Source organism: Kribbella swartbergensis (genome assembly GCF_054784135.1).
Genome location: NZ_BAAGPM010000007.1, coordinates 80868 through 97688, shown reverse-complemented (window position 1 = coordinate 97688; position 16821 = coordinate 80868). Strand labels below are relative to the sequence as shown.

At 68.3% G+C, this 16821-nt stretch carries 17 protein-coding genes; 15 read left to right on the top strand and 2 right to left on the bottom strand.

Features of this window, described 5'->3' with window-relative positions; genetic code table 11:
- Positions 1-91: 91 nt before the first annotated feature.
- The 4 genes from ACYVOK_RS01925 to rplL all read left to right on the top strand — a co-directional run bounded on the left by ACYVOK_RS01925 (position 92) and on the right by rplL (position 3404).
- Entirely contained in the window at positions 92-925 is an 834-nt protein-coding gene (locus ACYVOK_RS01925) for an IclR family transcriptional regulator (protein WP_460660458.1), read from the top strand.
- A complete protein-coding gene (locus ACYVOK_RS01920) occupies positions 922-2103 on the top strand; it encodes an MFS transporter (RefSeq protein ID WP_460660457.1) in 1182 nt (393 codons plus the stop codon). The genes ACYVOK_RS01925 and ACYVOK_RS01920 overlap by 4 nt, the downstream gene beginning before the upstream one ends.
- A gap of 235 nt (positions 2104-2338) precedes the next feature.
- On the top strand, positions 2339-2944 hold the full coding sequence (gene rplJ / locus ACYVOK_RS01915; protein ID WP_460660456.1) for a 50S ribosomal protein L10: 606 nt from the start codon (positions 2339-2341) through the stop codon (positions 2942-2944).
- A 67-nt stretch (positions 2945-3011) separates the two neighbouring features.
- Positions 3012-3404, top strand: a complete 393-nt coding sequence (rplL, locus tag ACYVOK_RS01910; protein ID WP_460660455.1) for a 50S ribosomal protein L7/L12 — start codon at positions 3012-3014, stop codon at positions 3402-3404.
- Positions 3405-3502: 98 nt separating this feature from the next.
- Here the strand turns inward: rplL and ACYVOK_RS01905 are convergent, their stop codons facing one another.
- Together ACYVOK_RS01905 and ACYVOK_RS01900 are read right to left on the bottom strand one after the other, a co-directional pair.
- A complete protein-coding gene (locus tag ACYVOK_RS01905) occupies positions 3503-4027 on the bottom strand; it encodes a phosphatase PAP2 family protein (protein WP_460660454.1) in 525 nt (174 codons plus the stop codon).
- Positions 4006-5469 (bottom strand): PhoX family protein, encoded by a 1464-nt coding sequence (locus ACYVOK_RS01900; RefSeq protein WP_460660453.1) that lies wholly within the window; start codon positions 5467-5469, stop codon positions 4006-4008. The genes ACYVOK_RS01905 and ACYVOK_RS01900 overlap by 22 nt, the downstream gene beginning before the upstream one ends.
- A 316-nt stretch (positions 5470-5785) precedes the next feature.
- Between ACYVOK_RS01900 and ACYVOK_RS01895 the strand changes: the two genes are divergently transcribed.
- Genes ACYVOK_RS01895 through ACYVOK_RS01845 form a run of 11 tightly spaced genes read left to right on the top strand, consistent with a single transcriptional unit; the run spans position 5786 to position 16622 of the window.
- Complete coding sequence (locus ACYVOK_RS01895; protein WP_460660452.1) at positions 5786-6733, top strand: ABC transporter ATP-binding protein; 948 nt, start codon at positions 5786-5788, stop codon at positions 6731-6733.
- On the top strand, positions 6730-7503 hold the full coding sequence (locus tag ACYVOK_RS01890; protein WP_460660451.1) for an MlaE family ABC transporter permease: 774 nt from the start codon (positions 6730-6732) through the stop codon (positions 7501-7503). The genes ACYVOK_RS01895 and ACYVOK_RS01890 overlap by 4 nt, the downstream gene beginning before the upstream one ends.
- 2 nt (positions 7504-7505) lie before the next feature.
- Positions 7506-8336: an MlaE family ABC transporter permease gene (locus ACYVOK_RS01885; protein ID WP_460660450.1), complete on the top strand. Its 831-nt coding sequence runs from the start codon at positions 7506-7508 to the stop codon at positions 8334-8336.
- A gap of 4 nt (positions 8337-8340) precedes the next feature.
- On the top strand, positions 8341-9669 hold the full coding sequence (locus ACYVOK_RS01880; protein WP_460660449.1) for an MCE family protein: 1329 nt from the start codon (positions 8341-8343) through the stop codon (positions 9667-9669).
- Positions 9666-10703 carry an MCE family protein gene (locus ACYVOK_RS01875; protein ID WP_460660448.1) on the top strand — a complete coding sequence of 346 codons (1038 nt, stop codon included), beginning with the start codon at positions 9666-9668 and terminating at the stop codon, positions 10701-10703. The genes ACYVOK_RS01880 and ACYVOK_RS01875 overlap by 4 nt, the downstream gene beginning before the upstream one ends.
- Positions 10700-11713 carry an MCE family protein gene (locus ACYVOK_RS01870; RefSeq protein WP_460660447.1) on the top strand — a complete coding sequence of 338 codons (1014 nt, stop codon included), beginning with the start codon at positions 10700-10702 and terminating at the stop codon, positions 11711-11713. The genes ACYVOK_RS01875 and ACYVOK_RS01870 overlap by 4 nt, the downstream gene beginning before the upstream one ends.
- Positions 11713-12900 (top strand): MCE family protein, encoded by a 1188-nt coding sequence (locus ACYVOK_RS01865; protein ID WP_460660446.1) that lies wholly within the window; start codon positions 11713-11715, stop codon positions 12898-12900. The genes ACYVOK_RS01870 and ACYVOK_RS01865 overlap by 1 nt, the downstream gene beginning before the upstream one ends.
- Positions 12897-14129: an MCE family protein gene (locus ACYVOK_RS01860; protein WP_460660445.1), complete on the top strand. Its 1233-nt coding sequence runs from the start codon at positions 12897-12899 to the stop codon at positions 14127-14129. Before ACYVOK_RS01865 ends, ACYVOK_RS01860 begins: the two co-directional genes overlap by 4 nt.
- Positions 14126-15418, top strand: coding sequence for an MCE family protein (locus ACYVOK_RS01855; protein ID WP_460660444.1), 1293 nt, complete (start codon positions 14126-14128; stop codon positions 15416-15418). The genes ACYVOK_RS01860 and ACYVOK_RS01855 overlap by 4 nt, the downstream gene beginning before the upstream one ends.
- Positions 15415-15915, top strand: a complete 501-nt coding sequence (locus ACYVOK_RS01850; protein WP_460660443.1) for a hypothetical protein — start codon at positions 15415-15417, stop codon at positions 15913-15915. The genes ACYVOK_RS01855 and ACYVOK_RS01850 overlap by 4 nt, the downstream gene beginning before the upstream one ends.
- Positions 15915-16622 carry a hypothetical protein gene (locus tag ACYVOK_RS01845; protein WP_460660442.1) on the top strand — a complete coding sequence of 236 codons (708 nt, stop codon included), beginning with the start codon at positions 15915-15917 and terminating at the stop codon, positions 16620-16622. The genes ACYVOK_RS01850 and ACYVOK_RS01845 overlap by 1 nt, the downstream gene beginning before the upstream one ends.
- Positions 16623-16821: the final 199 nt, after the last annotated feature.

Genomic DNA, 16821 nt, shown 5'->3' with positions numbered 1-16821 from the left:
TGGTCGAGGTGTTCGGTCAGCCTAGGCGCCGCGCTGTCCACTCAGCGAGAATCCAGGCCTCATTTCCCGTATCGTGGGATAGTCTTTCGCCATGCAGGAATCGGAGGTCCGCCGGGGGTCGGTGCAATCGATCGACCGGGCGGTGGCGATCCTGCGGTGCTTCGACGGCCGCACGCCGGACCTGGGCATCAGTGACCTGGCCCGCGCGACCGGTCTGTCCACCAGCACCGTGCACCGGCTCCTGCTGGCGATGCAGGAGAACGGGCTGATTCGCCAGACGGCACATCGCCGCTACGCGATCGGTCCGCTGGTCGCCCAGTTGGCGCACAGCGGCGGCATTCCGGCCGGCCTGCGCGACGCCGCGCTGCCGGTCCTGCGGGCGCTCCGGGACGAGACCGGGGAGACGGCTGCCGTCCACGAGTTGCTGCCGACCGGGGAACGCGTCGTTCTCGACCAGGTCGAGAGCCGGCACCAGTTGCGTCGTACCTACACGGAGTTCGGCATTCCGGTGCCACTGCCGCTAGGGGCTCCGGGCAAGGTGCTGCTCGCGTTCTCCCCGTGGGAGCGGCAGGTCGAGGTGCTGGCCGGTCCGCTCGAGCAGGTGCTTCCGCAGACCATCACCGATCCCGGCGTACTGGCCGCTCAACTGGCCGAGATCCGGGCCAAGGGTTTCGCCAAGTCGCTGTCGGAGCGCACTCCGGGGATCAGGTCGGTCGCGGCGCCGGTCTTCGACTTCTCCGGCCAGGTCGTCGGTTGCCTGTCGATCTCCGGTCCCGAGCTGCGGATGCCTGCCGAGCGCCTGGAGGAGTTCGGCGAACGGATCGTCCCGGCCGCCTGGTCCGTCTCCGAGTTGCTGGGTGCCACGCCCGCGCAGCGCGAGCTCTGTACGGCGCGCGCCTCCGCGCCGGTCGGGTCGGCGCCATGAACCTCTGGCGGATCGCTCCGTCCGTCTACCTCCCGGCCCTCCTGTACGGCATCGGGCAGGGCGCGATCGCACCGGTCGTCGCGGTGTCAGCCACCGACCTCGGCGCCTCGGTCGCGGCGGCCGGCCTGGTCGTTGCGGCCGCCGGACTCGGCCAGGTGATCGGGGACATCCCGGCCGGATCGCTCACCAACAAGATCGGCGAACGCCGCGCCATGCTGCTCGCGACCGTCCTGGTCGCCGTCGCCCTCGTCGCCTGCCTGCTGGTCCCGACGGTCTGGGGCCTTGCCATCGCGATCGGTGCGACCGGCCTCGCCGGAGCAGTCTGGGGCCTGGCCCGTCAGGCCTATCTGAGCGAGGTCGTGCCGCTCGAGTTGCGTGCGCGGGCGCTGTCCACGCTCGGTGGAGTCCAGCGGATCGGCTCCTTCATCGGACCCTTCCTCGGCGCGTTCGCGATGAGGTTCCTCGGCACCGACGGCGCCTACTGGGTCCACCTGGTCGGCGCGGTCCTCGCCTGTGGCGTGCTGCTGAGCCTGCCCGACGTCGAGTCGGTACGGCGTACGCGCGGAAGCCGGCCGGTCGCCGCACAGTCGACCTGGACCGTGATCCGGGAACACCTGCCGGTGTTGCGGACGCTCGGTGTCGGGGCGCTCCTCGTCGGTGCGGTCCGAGCGTCGCGGCAGGTCGTCATTCCGCTGTGGGCGCTGCACATCGGGCTCGATGCGCAGACGACCAGCATCGTCTTCGGCCTGTCCGGCGCGGTCGACATGCTGCTGTTCTACCCGGCGGGGTCGGTGATGGACAGGCTCGGCCGCAAGTGGGTCGCAGTACCGTCGATGCTCGTCCTCGGACTCGCGCATCTGCTGCTGCCGTTGACCCACTCGACCGCGACCCTGACCGCCGTGGCGCTGCTGATGGGAGTGGGGAACGGTCTCGGGGCCGGCGTGATCATGACGCTCGGTGCCGACGCGTCACCGCCGGTCGGGCGGGCGCAGTTCCTGGGTGCGTTCCGGCTGTTCGCCGACACCGGGAACGGTGCCGGACCACTGCTCCTGGCCGGAGCCACCGCCGTCCTCGGACTGGCCCCCGCCATCGTCATCATGGCCGCGACCGGGTGGGCCGCCGCCGCCGCGATGCACCGATGGATCCCGCCGCATCCGGTCCAGGACGAGCCGGCCTGAGGGAACCGATTTGTCTCCATGGTCGACATCAGGCACACTGAATGCTGCCGAAGACCGCTGGTCGTCGCCTCCGGGCGACTGAAGGTCCCACATTCGAGTGGGCGGCCCGCGTAGGTGACTTGGACAGTGTGACAGCAGTACGACGTTTCACGCCCTTGCGCCTGCGCAGGGGCGCTTTCTTTTTGATGGAGCCTTTTCAGGGGTCGAGGTGTGGAAGCCAAGAGAAGGAGACCCCATGGCGAGGCCGGACAAGGCAGCCGCTGTCGCCGAGCTGACGGACGAGTTCCGTAGCTCGAACGGCGCCGTGCTGACCGAGTACCGCGGACTCACCGTGGCGCAGCTGCGGCAACTGCGCACTGCGCTCGGTGACGACGTGAACTACGCCGTGGTGAAGAACACGCTGACCAAGATCGCGGCCAAGGACGCGGGTGTCGAGTCGTTCGACTCGCTGCTCGAGGGTCCGTCGGCCATCGCCTTCATCAAGGGCGACCCGGTGGTCGCGGCCAAGGGTCTGCGTGACTTCGCCAAGGCGAATCCCATGCTCGTCATCAAGGGTGGAGTGCTGGAAGGCAAGGCACTCGGCTCTGACGAGATCAACAAGCTCGCTGACCTGGAGTCGCGTGAGGTCCTCCTCGCGAAGCTCGCAGGTGCGATGAAGGCGGCTCCGCAGCAGGCGGTGTCGCTGTTCGCTGCTCCGCTGTCGCAGGCCGCGCGCCTGTTCGCGGCGCTGCAGGACAAGTTGCAGGCGGAGGGCGGCGCCCCCGCGGAGGCTGCATCGGATGCGGCCGACGCACCTGCCGAGCAGGCGAGTACCGAGGAGAACGCCTCAGCCGAGAGCTGAGACGGATCTCACCGCAACACCCATTTCAGTGATCATCAAGCACCACCATTAAGGAAGGACCGCCACCATGGCGAAGCTCAGCACCGAAGAGCTGCTCGGCCAGTTCAAGGAACTGACCCTGCTGGAGCTGTCGGAGTTCGTTAAGGCGTTCGAGGAGGAGTTCGGCGTCACCGCCGCCGCCCCGGTCGCCGTTGCCGCTGCCCCGGCTGCCGGCGGCGCGGGCGCCGCTGCCGAGGAGACCGTCGAGCAGGACGAGTTCGACGTCGTCCTCGAGTCGGCCGGCGACAAGAAGATCCAGGTCATCAAGGAGGTGCGCGGTCTCACCAGCCTTGGTCTGAAGGAGGCCAAGGACCTCGTCGAGTCGGCCCCGAAGCCGATCCTGGAGAAGGTCGACAAGGCTGCCGCGGAGAAGGCCAAGGAGGCCCTCGAGGGCGCCGGCGCCACCGTCACCCTCAAGTGACACCTGCGGCGTAGCCGCCGAATCAACACTGTCGGCGGAGCCGCCGAATCAACACTGTCGGCGGAGCCGCGCAACCAGCAGTACGCCGAAGGGCGGTCCTACCCAGGGCCGCCCTTCGTCACGTTCCGGAGCAGGTGCCGGAGTACGTAGACCCAGGCCAGCGCCCAGGCCCAGCCTGCCACCACGTCGGACGGGTAGTGCCGGCCGAGCGCCAACTGCGACAGCCCGACGACTGTCAGCACCGCCGCGCCGACGACCATCCAGAGTCGCCGTCGCAGGATCAGCGCCAGCGCACCGACCAGAGCCGCCGTGTTCGCCGCATGCCCGCTCGGAAAGCTGTACTCCGACACGTCCGGCGGTAACGGCCACAGGTCCGGCCGGGACCGGCCGACCAGTTCCTTGAGCAGCGGATTCACCGCCCACACGACCCCGACGCCGGCCGTGAAGAACACGGCGTCCCTCCATCGGCGCAGGACGAGAAGCACGAGCAGCACGACGACCGCAACGGCTGCGAGCGGCCCCAGTTCGGTCAGGTCGCTGACCACGTCGGCAGCCGTTGCGTCGTCGGCATGGAGCCAGACGAGGACGTCCTCCTCGCCGATCAGACGCCGATCCGATGCCATGGTCCCCAGATGGCAAAGCTCATCCCGCGACTGGCCTGGATGTTGACGAACAGCGTGTGCCCGTCAGGGCTGAACGTCGAGCCGGCGAACTCGTCGTTGAAGCGTGGCGCGCCGGTGCTGCTGGTGAGCCGGTTCAGCGCGATGTCCCACAGCTGACCGCCCCGGGACAGGCCGCGCAGGTAGTTGTCGTCGACGTTGTCCTCACAGAGCACCAGCGTTCCGCGCTTGCTGGTCGTCACGTTGTCCGGGAAGTCCAGCGTCGCCCGGTTCGGCGACTCGTAGATCAGTTGCAGCTTCCGCGCCCGGGTGTGGTACGCCCAGACCTGGCCGAAACCGTTGCCGTAGCCACCGACCGCGTCCGGCCCGGTCTCCGCCGCGCCGCCGCCCTGGGTCGAGCAGAAGTACACGACGTTGTTGTCGTACACCTGCCCTTCCAGCCGGGAGAAGTACGCCGCTCCTTGCGCGCGGCCCTGGTCACCGACGTACACGAGCGCCTGGTCGTTCGTCGTCGTCGCGGTCTGCCCGGGTGTGTAGGGGAACCGCGGTGCAGGGTCTTCGATGTCGACCCAGGTGACGTCGTACGTCGCTCGCTGGGGCTGCGAAGCGGCCAGGTTCAGGTTCGGCCGGCCTTTGACGGCGAGCATCTGCAACTGGCCGCCGTCCAGCAGCCGGCCGCACTTCATCGGGTTCTTCGGCGGGATGTACCGGAAGAAGCCGGACGGGAACGCGAAGTTGTCCTCGGTGAGGTAGAGGATGCCGTCCTTCGGATCGAAGGACACGGCCTCGTGCGCGAACCGGCCGGCGTGGGTGATCGGCTGGCGATCGGACTGGCCCCGGGCCGGAACCTCGAAGATGAAGCCGTGCGGCTGGGTCAGCGGTACGTTCGACACGCCGGTGAAGTCGGGGCCGACGTCCGGCCCGTTCACCGTTTCCTCACAGGTGATCCAGCTGCCCCACGGCATGATCCCGCCGCTGCAGTTCATCATCGTCCCGTTCAGGCTGGTGTAGGCCTCGACCACCTCGCCGAAGCGCGTCACCTCGATCGTCGTCGTCCCGCCCTGCGCCATCGCGTCGTACGGCGTACCCGGGCCGAACGGCGGTCCCGGGTTGTTCAGTTCGTGGTTGCGGACCAGCACGACGTTCCCGTTGCGGCGCCGGAACGCGCCCATGCCGTCGTGCCGCCCGGGCAGGCGGGTCCCGTCGTCCAGCACGACCGGAAACTCCGTGTCGTGGAAGGACCGGTACGCGAACCCTTCCGGCAGGTGCAGCCGGACCTTGCCGTCGCGCAGGTCCGGGATCGGCCGCAACGCGCGGAACGGAGCGTTGCCCTTCGGATCCGCGACCGCCTGCTGGGCCACGAACCCCTGGAACGGCCCACCCGCCAGCACTCCGCCCGCGACCGCCGCACCGGTCTTCAGGAACGTCCGTCGTTCGATGCTCATCCCTTGTCCCCTCCTCGCCTGGCCGGTTGGCCCCTTGGTCGACGCTAACTTTCGGTGCGCCTCCCGGACAGGTCTCGGGCCCCGCTAGGATCACCCGGAGCCGGATGCCGATCAGCACACCGTGTTCCATCGGTCCACACACCGTGATCGGCGTGACCGTAGCGTGACGTATCGGTCACCGTCGCTTGACACCGCAGGGGTTACGCAAAACCGTACTCGTGCGTAACCTAGGCAACCGCCCCGTCGTTGGAACGGCAGAACGTCGTCGGTCGGGGTCGGCAGACATCCCGTGAGGCACGGCCGATGAGGAGGACCAGTGGGCGTCGAAGTCCGCGTCGAAGGTCTCACCAAGTCCTTCGGCAGCCAGCTGATCTGGGGCGACGTGTCGCTGACGCTGCCGGCCGGTGAGATCTGCGTGATGCTGGGCCCTTCCGGAACCGGCAAGTCCGTATTCCTCAAGACGCTGATCGGTCTGCTGAAACCGGACAAGGGCCACGTGCACATCGAGGGCACCGACATCGCCACCTGTTCGGAGCGGGAACTGTACGAGATCCGCAAGCTGTTCGGGGTGCTGTTCCAGGACGGCGCGATGTTCGGCTCGATGAATCTCTACGACAACGTCGCCTTCCCGCTGCGCGAGCACACCCGGAAGTCCGAGGCCGAGATCCGTTCCATCGTGATGGAGAAGATGGAGATGGTCGGCCTGGTCGGCGCGGAGAGGAAGCTGCCGGGCGAGATCTCCGGCGGTATGCGCAAGCGGGCCGGCCTGGCCCGCGCGCTGGTGCTGGAGCCGGAGATCCTGCTGTTCGACGAGCCCGACTCGGGTCTGGACCCGGTGCGTACGGCGTTCCTCAACCAGCTGATCATCGACCTGAACGAGATGACCCAGGCCACCTGCCTGATCGTCACCCACGACATCAACACCGCGCGGACCGTGCCGGACAACATCGGCCTGCTGTACCACCGGCACCTGGCGATGTTCGGTCCGCGGGAGATGCTGCTGTCCAGCGAGGAACCGGTGGTCCGCCAGTTCCTGAACGCGCAGCGGGTCGGGCCGATCGGGATGTCCGAGGAGAAGGACGCGGACGAACTCGCCCGCGAGGCGGACCAGGAGCTGCCGCCGCTGCCGCCGATCCCGCTGCAGCAGCTGCCGAGCAGCGGCGTGATCCGGCCGACCCAGCGGCCGCCCGGCGAGTGGTGCCGGGAGAACGGCGTGACCCCGCCCCCGGGCTCCTTCACCCCCTCGGTGGTGGGGGTCCCGTGACCGTTTCTGCGGCCGCCCCGCTGAAGCATGCGGGCTCGCTGTTCTCCTTCGCCCTCGACACCGCCCGGGCCTCGGTCCGGCGGCCGTTCCAGCTGAAGGAGTTCCTGCAGCAGGCCTGGTTCGTGGCCAGTGTGACGATCATCCCGACCGCGCTGGTGGCGATCCCGTTCGGCGCGGTGATCGCGCTGCAGGTCGGCGGGCTGATCAAGCAGTTCGGCGCCCAGGCGTTCACCGGCTCGGCCGCCGTGCTGGCCGTGGTCCGGGAGGCGTCTCCGATCGCGACCGCGCTGCTGATCGCCGGGGCCGGCGGGTCGGCGATCTGCGCCGACCTCGGCGCGCGCAAGATCCGCGAGGAACTCGACGCGATGATGGTGCTCGGCATCGACCCGATCCAGCGGCTGGTGGTGCCGCGGGTGCTGGCGACGATGCTGGTCGCGTTCTTCCTGAACGGGTTCGTCAGCGTGGTCGGCGTGATGGGCGGCTACGTCTTCAACGTCGTACTCCAGGACGGGACGCCCGGCAGTTACATCGCGTCGTTCACCGCCCTCGCCCATCTGCCCGACCTGTGGCAGGGGCAGGCGAAGGCGCTGGTGTTCGGGTTCATCGCCGCGGTCGTCGCGTCGTACAAGGGAGTGAACGCGGGCGGCGGCCCGAAGGGTGTCGGTGACGCGGTGAACCAGTCCGTCGTCATCACCTTCATGCTGCTGTTCGTCGCGAACTTCGCGATGACGGCGATCTACTTCCAGCTCGTCCCGCCGAAGGGGGCCTGACCGTGTCAGCCCTCGTCGACACCTTCGTGAAGAAGCCGCTCAACTCACTCGACCGGCTGGGTGAGCAGCTCGCCTTCTACCTCAAGGCGCTGGCCTGGTCCGGCAAGTCGGTCACCCGCTACCGCAAGGAGATCGTCCGGCTGCTGGCCGAGGTGACGCTCGGCACCGGCGCGCTGGCGGTGATCGGCGGCACCGTCGGCGTGATCACCTTCCTGGCGTTCTTCACCGGCACCGAGGTCGGCCTGCAGGGCTACTCGGCGCTGAACCAGATCGGTACGTCGGCGTTCGCCGGCTTCGTCTCGGCGTACATCAACACCCGCGAGATCGGCCCGCTGATCGCCGGGATCGCGCTGGCCGCCACGGTCGGCTGCGGCTTCACCGCCCAGCTCGGCGCGATGCGGATCAGCGAGGAGATCGACGCGCTCGAGGTGATGGCGATCCCGTCGCTGCCGTACCTGGTCACCACCCGGATCATCGCCGGGCTGATCGCGGTCGTGCCGCTGTACGTCGTCGGCCTGCTCGCGTCGTACTTCGCCACCCGGCTGACCGTGACCATGTTCTACGGGCAGAGCACCGGCACGTACGACCACTACTTCCATCTGTTCCTGCCGCCCGGCGACGTGCTGTGGTCGTTCGGGAAGGTGCTCGTCTTCGCCGTCCTGGTGATCCTGGTGCACTGCTACCACGGCTACCACGCGACCGGCGGCCCGGCCGGCGTCGGTGTCGCGGTCGGCCGCGCGGTCCGGACGTCCATCGTCGTGATCAACGTCGTCGACCTGCTGCTGTCGATGGCGATCTGGGGTACGACGACCACCGTCAGGCTGGCGGGGTGACACGATGACCAGACTGATTTCGCACAAGGTGCTCGGCGTCGCGTTCATCGGCGTGCTGTGCTTCCTGCTCTGGCTGACCTACGCCTTCTACGCCAAGGTCTTCACCAGGACGGTCGACGTGGAGCTGAAGACCAGCCACATCGGCCTGCAGCTGAACAGGCACGCGGACGTGAAGCTGCGCGGCATCATCGTCGGCGAGGTGCGCGAGGTGTCGACCGACGGCACCGAGGCGACCGTCGAGCTCGCGCTCAAGCCCGAGTCGGTGAACGAGATCTCCAGCGCGGTCAGCGCCCGGATCCTGCCCAAGACGCTGTTCGGCGAGAAGTACGTCTCGCTGGTGCCGCCGAGTGGCCCGCAGGGCCGGCCGATCAAGGCCGGCGACGTGATCTCCCGGGACAAGACCGCGGTCGGCATCGAGATCGAGAAGGTGCTGAACGACGCGCTGCCGCTGCTGCAGGCGGTCGACCCGGCCGACCTGAACGCGACCCTGAACACGCTGGCGACCGCGCTCGAGGGGCGCGGCGCCGAGATCGCCGGCACGCTGACCCAGCTGGACGCGTACCTGAAGAAGCTGAACCCGAACGTCCCGAAGCTGATGGCCGCGCTGACCAAGCTCACCCAGGTCTCCCAGCTGTACGGCGACGCCACGCCCGACCTGGTCCGGGCGCTGCGGAACCTGACCGTCACCGGCAACACGGTGGTGGAGAAGCAGGTCCAGCTGCAGAAGTTCTTCGTCGACGTCCAGCAGTTGTCCGGTACGACGAACACGTTCCTGAACGAGAACGAGGACCGGGTGATCCGGCTCGGCGAGGTGAGCCGGCCGGTGCTCGACCTGCTGGAGCGGTACTCGCCGGAGTACCCGTGCTTCCTCAAGGTGATGACCGACACCGCGCCGATCCTGAACGACACGTTCCGGGACGGCCGGCTGAACATCAACCTCGAGTTGATCACCAACCAGCCGACGCCGTACGAGCCGAACGAGCTGCCGGCCTACAAGGACCGCCGCGGTCCGACCTGTGTGGGGAAGAACTACAGCCACCCGGGAGCGCATCCGGGTCCGTACAGCCAGGACAACCCAGCGCCGTACATCACCGGTGACGACGGCGTGATCGGCGACCACCACAAGAACGATCGGTTCCCGCTGAACCTCCAGCTCAACCGGGCCGCCCCCGGGTTCGACCTGGACACCCAGGGAGTCGGTACGCCGGCCGAGCAGAAGGTGATCGACTCGGTCGTCGGCCCGACGCTGGGTCTTGCGCCGTCCGACGTACCGGATCTGACCACCCTGATGGTCGGCCCGCTGCTGCGCGGAGGGCAGGTGAACCTCAAGTGAGCAGGTTCCTGGACAGGAAGACCACCTTCGACACCGTGCGGCTGGCGATCTTCGTCGTGGTCACCACGATCGCGACCGCGCTCCTGGCGGTGACGATCGGGAACATCAGCTTCAACCCGACCACGAAGTACCGGGCCGTGTTCACCGACGTGGTCGGGCTGAACAAGGGTGACGACATCCGGATCGCCGGGGTGAAGGTCGGCCAGGTCGACAAGATCACCCTGCACCAGGACACGTTGGCGATGGTGACGTTCAGCGTCGACTCCGACCAGGTGCTGGACGACTCGACCCGCGCGACCCTGCGCTACCGGAACCTGGTCGGCAACCGCTACATCGCGCTGACCGACGGTGTCGGCGGCGGCGAACGGCTGAAGGCCGGAGGGATCATCCCGAAGGAGCGGACCGCGCCGGCGCTGGACCTGTCGGTGCTGTTCAACGGGTTCAAGCCGTTGTTCACCGCGCTCACCCCGGCGGACGTGAACCAGTTCGCCTTCGAGGTGATCAAGGTGCTGCAGGGCGAGGGCGGCACGATCGAGTCGCTGCTGGCCAGGACAGCGTCGCTGACCACCACGCTCGCCGACGCGGACCAGGTGATCGGCGACCTGATCACCAACCTGACCGCGACCCTGCAGATCGTCTCGCAGCGGCAGCAGAACTTCTCCCAGTTGCTGGTGAACCTGCAGCAGTTCATCACCGGGCTGAGTCAGGACATCAACCCGATCCTGAACTCGGTCGGTTCGATCAACTCGCTGAACACCAAGACGGCCGGCCTGCTGCAGCAGACCCGGGTTCCGATCAAGGCCGACCTGGACCGGCTCCGCACCATCGCGACGACACTCGACGACACCCAGGCGATCTGGGTGAAGACGCTGCAGACCATGCCGGAGAAGCTGAACACGATGACCCGGACGGCGACGTACGGCTCCTGGTTCAACTTCTACCTGTGCAACTTCGACGGCAACGTCACGCTGCCGACCGGCACCCGCCTCCCGGTCGCGTACGACAACAACTCGGCGAGGTGTCAGAAGCCGTGAAGCCCTTCCGCGAGCAGAACCAGGTGACCGTCGGCGTCATCGGCCTGACGGTGCTCGGGCTGATCATGCTGGCCGCGTTCAAGGCGCAGGACCTGCCGCTGATCGGCGGCGGGACGAAGTACTCCGCCCAGTTCTCCGAGGCCGGCGGGCTGAAGCCGAACGACGAGATCCGGGTCGCCGGGGTCCGGGTCGGGCAGGTCCGCAAGGTCGAACTCGAGGGCACCCACGTCCGGGTCGACTTCGTCGTCGACAAGGGCGTGAAACTCGGCGACCAGACCGGTGCCGAGATGAAGATCAAGACCCTGCTCGGCCAGAAGTACCTGAAGCTGAACCCGGCCGGCGCCGGCGAGCTGAAGCCCGGGGCAGAGATCCCGCTGGCCCGGACGATCTCGGCGTACGACGTCGTGGACGCCTTCAGCGACCTGGCGAACACCACCGAGCGGATCGACACCGCCCAGTTGGCGAGGGCGCTGGACACGCTGTCGACCACGTTCCAGAACACGCCCGAAGAGGTGCGGGCGTCGCTGACCGGGCTGTCCCGGCTGTCCCGGAACGTGGCCAAACGCGACGAGCAGCTGAAACTGCTGCTCCAGCACTCGAACGTGGTCACCAAGGTTCTTGCCGATCGCAACCAGCAGCTGATCAAGCTGATGAAGGACGGCAACACCGTCTTCCAGGCCGTGCAGGCCCGGCGGGCGCTGATCCACCAGTTGCTGGTGTCGACCCAGAAGCTGTCGGCGCAGATCACCGCGCTGGTCCGGGAGAACCGCAAGGACCTGGCGCCGACGCTGCAGAAGGTGAACGCGGTTCTGGCCGTGCTGCTGAAGAACCAGAACGACCTGGACGCCAGCATCAAGGGCCTGGCACCGTTCGTCCGGGTCTTCACCAACACGCTCGGCACCGGACCCTGGTTCGACACCTACGTGGAGAACCTGGTACCCGTTCCGGAGATCCCGGCCCCGCAGGTCCCGATCCCCGGGTTGCCGCCGATCCTGGGAGGTGGCGGCTGATGAAGGTCGCGTCACTGTCCCGGCTGGTCGCGGTCGCGGTGGTCCTGGTGATCCTCGCGGTCAGCGTGATCACACTCTGGCCGAACCCCGAGCGGGTGAGCGCCACGGCGTACTTCCCGCGCGCGGTCTCGGTCTATCCGGGCTCCGACGTCCGGATCCTCGGCATCAAGGTCGGTGAGGTGGAAAGTGTCACCCCGGCCGGCCGGACCGTGCGGGTGAAGTTCTGGTGGGAGGCCGAGCACAAGGTGCCGGCCAACGCGAAGGCGGTGATCGCGGCTCCGTCGATCGTCGCCGACCGGTACGTCCAGCTCACCCCGGCGTACTCCAAGGGCGACGTGATGGCCGACGGGGCCGAGATCCCGATCGACCGGACCGCCGTACCGCTGGAACTCGACCAGATCTACCAGAGCCTGAACGACCTGTCCGTCGCGCTCGGTCCGAAGGGTGCGAACGACCAGGGCGCGCTGTCGCGGCTGCTGGACGTCTCGGCGAAGAACCTGAACGGCCAGGGCGCCAAGCTGAACCAGACCATCACCGACGTGTCCAAGCTGACCGGGACGCTGGCGGGGAACTCGCAGAGCCTGTTCTCGACGATCCGGCAGCTGCAGACGTTCGTGTCCGCACTGGCCGCGAACGACCAGCTGGTCCGGCAGTTCAACGCCAGCTTCGCCGCCACCTCGACCACGCTGGCCGGTGAGCGCCAGGACCTGGCCAAGGCGCTGTCCCTGCTGGCGACGGCGCTCGGCGAGGTCGCGACCTTCGTGAAGGACAACCGCGCGCTGCTGAAGACGACGATCTCCAGCGCAACCGATCTGTCGCAGATCCTGGTCAAGGAGAAGGCCGCGCTGGCCGAGGTGCTCGACACCGCGCCCCTCGGCCTGGGCAACCTGGCCCGCGTGTACAACCCGCAGTACGGCACGCTGGATCAACGGGTCAACCTGGCCCAGCTGGACGACCCGGCGAGGTTCATCTGCTCGCTCCTGCGGCAGGCGAACCAGCCCCTGTCGACCTGTACGGCGCTGAAGGGGGTCGTCGACGCACTGGCCAAGCTGCCGCTGCTGAGCCAGCTCACCGGCGGCGCGCCGGCCAGCGGTGGCCCTGCCGGTACGCCGTGGGCCCCGGCGCCCAAGGCCCCGCTGAAGAGCCCGGACCCGGTCGACCCGACGCTGGGAGGGCTGGTCCGATGAGGTCTCGTTCGATGAAGCGCCGTACGACGATCGTCGCCGGAGTGCTCGGTCTCGCGATGCTGCTGACCGGCTGCGACTTCAGCGTGTACTCGTTGCCGTTGCCGGGCGGGGCCAACATCAAGGGGCCGTCGTACACGGTCACCGTCGAGTTCGCCGACGTGTTGGACCTGGTGCCGAAGTCCTCGGTGAAGGTCGACGACGTCACCGTCGGCACGGTCGAGAAGGTCTGGCTGGACGGGTACGTCGCCAAGGTCCGGATCCGGCTGCCGAAGAGCCTGGAGCTGCCGGACAACGAGCGCGCGACGATCCGGCAGACCAGCCTGCTGGGCGAGAAGTTCGTCTCGCTGTCGGCGCCGACCGGGTCGGAGCGGCCGCGCGGCCGGCTGGACAACGGCGAGGTGATCCCGCTGTCGCGGACCACCAGCAACGTCGAGGTCGAGGAAGTCCTGTCCGCGCTGTCGCTGCTGCTGAACGGCGGCGGCGTGGCCCAGTTGCAGATCATCACCCAGGAACTGAACAAGGCGATGACCGGCAACGAGCCGGCCATCCGCAGCGTGCTCACCCAGCTGAACACGTTCGTCGGCACGCTGGATCAGAACAAGGCGCGGATCGTCACCGCGATCGCCGCGGTCGATGCACTGGCCAAGAAGCTGAACGCGGAGAAGGCGACGCTGGCGACCGCGATCGACTCGCTGCCGAAGTCGATCGCGACCCTGGACAAGCAGCGCGCCGCCCTGGTGAAGACGCTGCAGGCGCTGGCGACACTGGGCAACACGGCCACCCGGGTGATCACCGCGTCGCAGCGGGACCTGGTCGCCAACCTGCAGTCGCTGTACCCGATCCTGACCAAGCTGGCCGAGGCGGGGGAGGACCTGCCGAAGTCGCTCGAGCTGCTGTTCACCTACCCGTTCCCGGACGCGGCGGCCAAGGCAGTGCAGGGTGACTTCACCAACCTCGGCATCACCTTGGACGTGAACACGCAGAAGGCCTTGAACGGACTGCTGAACCTGAACCTGCCGACCGTCGGACCGACGGCGCTGCCGACCAACCAGCTGAGCATCCCGCTGCACAACCCGACCAGCAACGGCCTCCCGTCCCTGCCGGTGCCGACCGGTACGGCGACCACCTGCACCACGATCCTCGGCGTACCGGTCTGTACGCCGAAGCTGAACCGCTCGGGCTTCGACCCGGAACTGGCAAAGGTGCTGATGCCGGGGGTGGCGAAGTGATCACCAGAACGGTCCGGATCCAGCTGATGGTGTTCCTGCTGATCACCGTGGTCGGCGTCGCCTACGTCGGCGGGAAGTACGCCCAGGTCGACAAGCTGCTGTTCGACGACGACTACACGGTCAGCGCCAGCTTCGCCGAGTCCGGCGGCATCTTCTCCGGGGCCGAGGTGACGTACCGCGGCCAGCCGGTCGGCCGGGTCGGCGAGCTGAAGCTGCTGTCCGACGGCGTCGAGGTCGACCTCGACATCGACAAGGGCGTGAAGATCCCGAACGACCTGCTCGCGGTGGTCGCGAACCGGTCCGCGATCGGCGAGCAGTACGTCGACCTGCAGCCGCGCCGCGACAGCGGCCCGTACCTGCGGGACAACTCGAAGATCGCCCGCGAGGACACCGCGATCCCGATCGACACCACGGAACTGCTGCTGAACCTCGACCAGCTGGTCAACTCGGTCGACAAGGAGAGCCTGCGGACCACCGTGCGCGAGCTCGGCGCGGCGCTGAAGGGCCGGGGCACCGACCTGCAGCGGATCATCGACAGCTCCGGCCGGCTGATCGACGACGCGGACGCGAACATCCTGCAGACGATCAAGCTGATCAACGACGGCGACACCGTGCTCGCCACCCAGGTGGCCAGTGGCGACGCGATCAAGACCTGGGCGAAGAACCTCGCCCTGCTGTCCGACACCCTGGTCAGCTCGGACGCGGACCTCCGCCAGGTGATCGACCAGGGTTCCGGCGCCTCCGAGCAGGTGACCGCGCTGATCGCGGAGAACCGGGCGGACATCGCGGTGCTGCTCGGTAACCTGCTGACGGTGAACGAGATGACCGCGCTGCGCCTGGACGCCGTCGAGCAACTGCTGGTGGTGTACCCGGCGGTGTCGATGGGCGGGTACGTCGTACCGGCGAAGGACAAGGGCACCGGGCACTACGACGCGCACTTCGGCCTGGTGCTCGGGTTCTCGCCGCCCGCCTGCCGGGCCGGGTACGGCGGGACCGACAAGCGGATCCCGCAGGACACCGCCGACAAGCCGGCCAACACCAAGGCGGGCTGCACCGCGAGCCCGTCCACCGGCGTCAACGTCCGCGGCGCCCAGAACAAGCCGAGCCCGTCGTCCCGGCAGGACCTGAACCGGACCGGGTACGGCGTCGGCTACGACCCGGCCACCGGGGCCGCGGGCGGATCCGGCGGGATGCCGGAACTCGTCCTCGGCTCCACCGGCGGTCAGGCGGACCTGCTCGGCAGCGACTCCTGGAAAGCCCTCATCCTCGGACCGGTGACCGGCAAGTGACCTCTAGTGATTCCAGGCGCGGCGCGCTGATCCTGGCGTGGGCGCTCAGCGTCCTGCTCGTGGTCGCGCTGGCCGGCGCGACCCTGTCTGTCGTCGCGCTGCACCGGCAGAGCGAGAACAAGGCCCAGCGTGAGGCGGCGATGAAGGCGGGCCGGCAGTTGGCCCTGGACTTCACGACGTACGACTACAAGACCTGGGACGCCGACACCAAGCGCGTCCTGGACGACTCCACCGGGCAGTTCAAGGAGGAGTTCCAGGCCGGGCTCGACGTGGTGAAGGCCCAGGTGCAGACGAACAGGGCGACCTCCAAGGGTGACGTGAAGGAGGCCGCGGTGGTCTCGAACGACAAGGACTCCGCCCAGGTCCTGGTGATCGTGGACGCGGTGGTGACCAACACCGCCTCGGTCGAGGGGGTGCAGCGCCGCTACCGGATCAAGCTGGACCTGGTCCGCGAGAAGGACCGCTGGCTCACCGCCGACCTCCAGGCGGTGGGCTGATGCCGGACCGTCCGCGCAACCGCCCCCGCATCGCCGGCCAGCGCCGTACCCCGTCCGCCGGTACGACGGCCGCCCCGCCACCGCCCGGGATCGACCTCGACGACGCGGCCGAGGCCGTCGAGACGACCGCCGAGGACGTGACCCCCGCCACATCGGACGCCCCCGAGGCGCCTGCGGAGGCTTCCCAGGAATCGTCCGCCACTACGGAAAGTGACGAGAAGCGCCGGTCGTTGGGGGGTGTGCTGTCCGCGTTGCTCGGGGTGCTGGTGGTTCTGGTGCTGACGTTCGCCGTCGTGCTCGGGATCAAGGCGTGGCAGGGCCGGCAGGCCGAGGACGCCCGCGGGCAGGCCACCGCGGCCGGGCGGAAGGCCGCCGAGACCGCGCTCAGCTACGACTACCGGGACCTGGACAAGAGCTTCGCGGCGGCGCGGGCCACGATGACGCCGGAGTTCGCGGCCAAGTTCGACGAGACCGCGAAGGTGGCCGGCGAGCTGGCCACCAAGACCAAGGCCACGGTCCGGGCCGAGGTCCGCGAGGTCGGCGTCCGCGACGGTGACGCCGACCGGGTCACGCTGATCATCTTCGTCAACCAGACGACCACCAGCACGATCACGCAGGGTAAACCCCGGGTCGACCTCAACCGGACCCGGTTCACGATGGTCCGAAACGGCGACCAATGGCTGGTCCAGGAGATCGCCGGACTGTAGTCTCTGGGTGACTCCGGAGAGGTCGGACCGGGCGGCTCGCGGGATACTTCCCGCTGGAGAACCCGGGTCGATCCTTGACTGAGTGGGTGGTCCGAGGGCATAGTATCGGACCCCATTGGACAGCCTTGCCTGGATCGGGTAGCCTATTGCTTTGCGCTGCCTTTAACCTCCACCCTGGTTCGGGTCTCGACTTGACTAG

Bases quoted from the DNA above. Each gene is read 5' to 3' on its own strand.
- ACYVOK_RS01925 (WP_460660458.1), top strand. From the start codon at position 92: ATGCAGGAATCGGAGGTCCGCCGGGGGTCGGTGCAATCGATCGACCGG.
- ACYVOK_RS01920 (WP_460660457.1), top strand. From the start codon at position 922: ATGAACCTCTGGCGGATCGCTCCGTCCGTCTACCTCCCGGCCCTCCTG.
- rplJ (WP_460660456.1), top strand. From the start codon at position 2,339: ATGGCGAGGCCGGACAAGGCAGCCGCTGTCGCCGAGCTGACGGACGAG.
- rplL (WP_460660455.1), top strand. From the start codon at position 3,012: ATGGCGAAGCTCAGCACCGAAGAGCTGCTCGGCCAGTTCAAGGAACTG.
- ACYVOK_RS01905 (WP_460660454.1), bottom strand. From the start codon at position 4,027: ATGGCATCGGATCGGCGTCTGATCGGCGAGGAGGACGTCCTCGTCTGG.
- ACYVOK_RS01900 (WP_460660453.1), bottom strand. From the start codon at position 5,469: ATGAGCATCGAACGACGGACGTTCCTGAAGACCGGTGCGGCGGTCGCG.
- ACYVOK_RS01880 (WP_460660449.1), top strand. From the start codon at position 8,341: ATGACCAGACTGATTTCGCACAAGGTGCTCGGCGTCGCGTTCATCGGC.
- ACYVOK_RS01865 (WP_460660446.1), top strand. From the start codon at position 11,713: ATGAAGGTCGCGTCACTGTCCCGGCTGGTCGCGGTCGCGGTGGTCCTG.
- ACYVOK_RS01860 (WP_460660445.1), top strand. From the start codon at position 12,897: ATGAGGTCTCGTTCGATGAAGCGCCGTACGACGATCGTCGCCGGAGTG.
- ACYVOK_RS01845 (WP_460660442.1), top strand. From the start codon at position 15,915: ATGCCGGACCGTCCGCGCAACCGCCCCCGCATCGCCGGCCAGCGCCGT.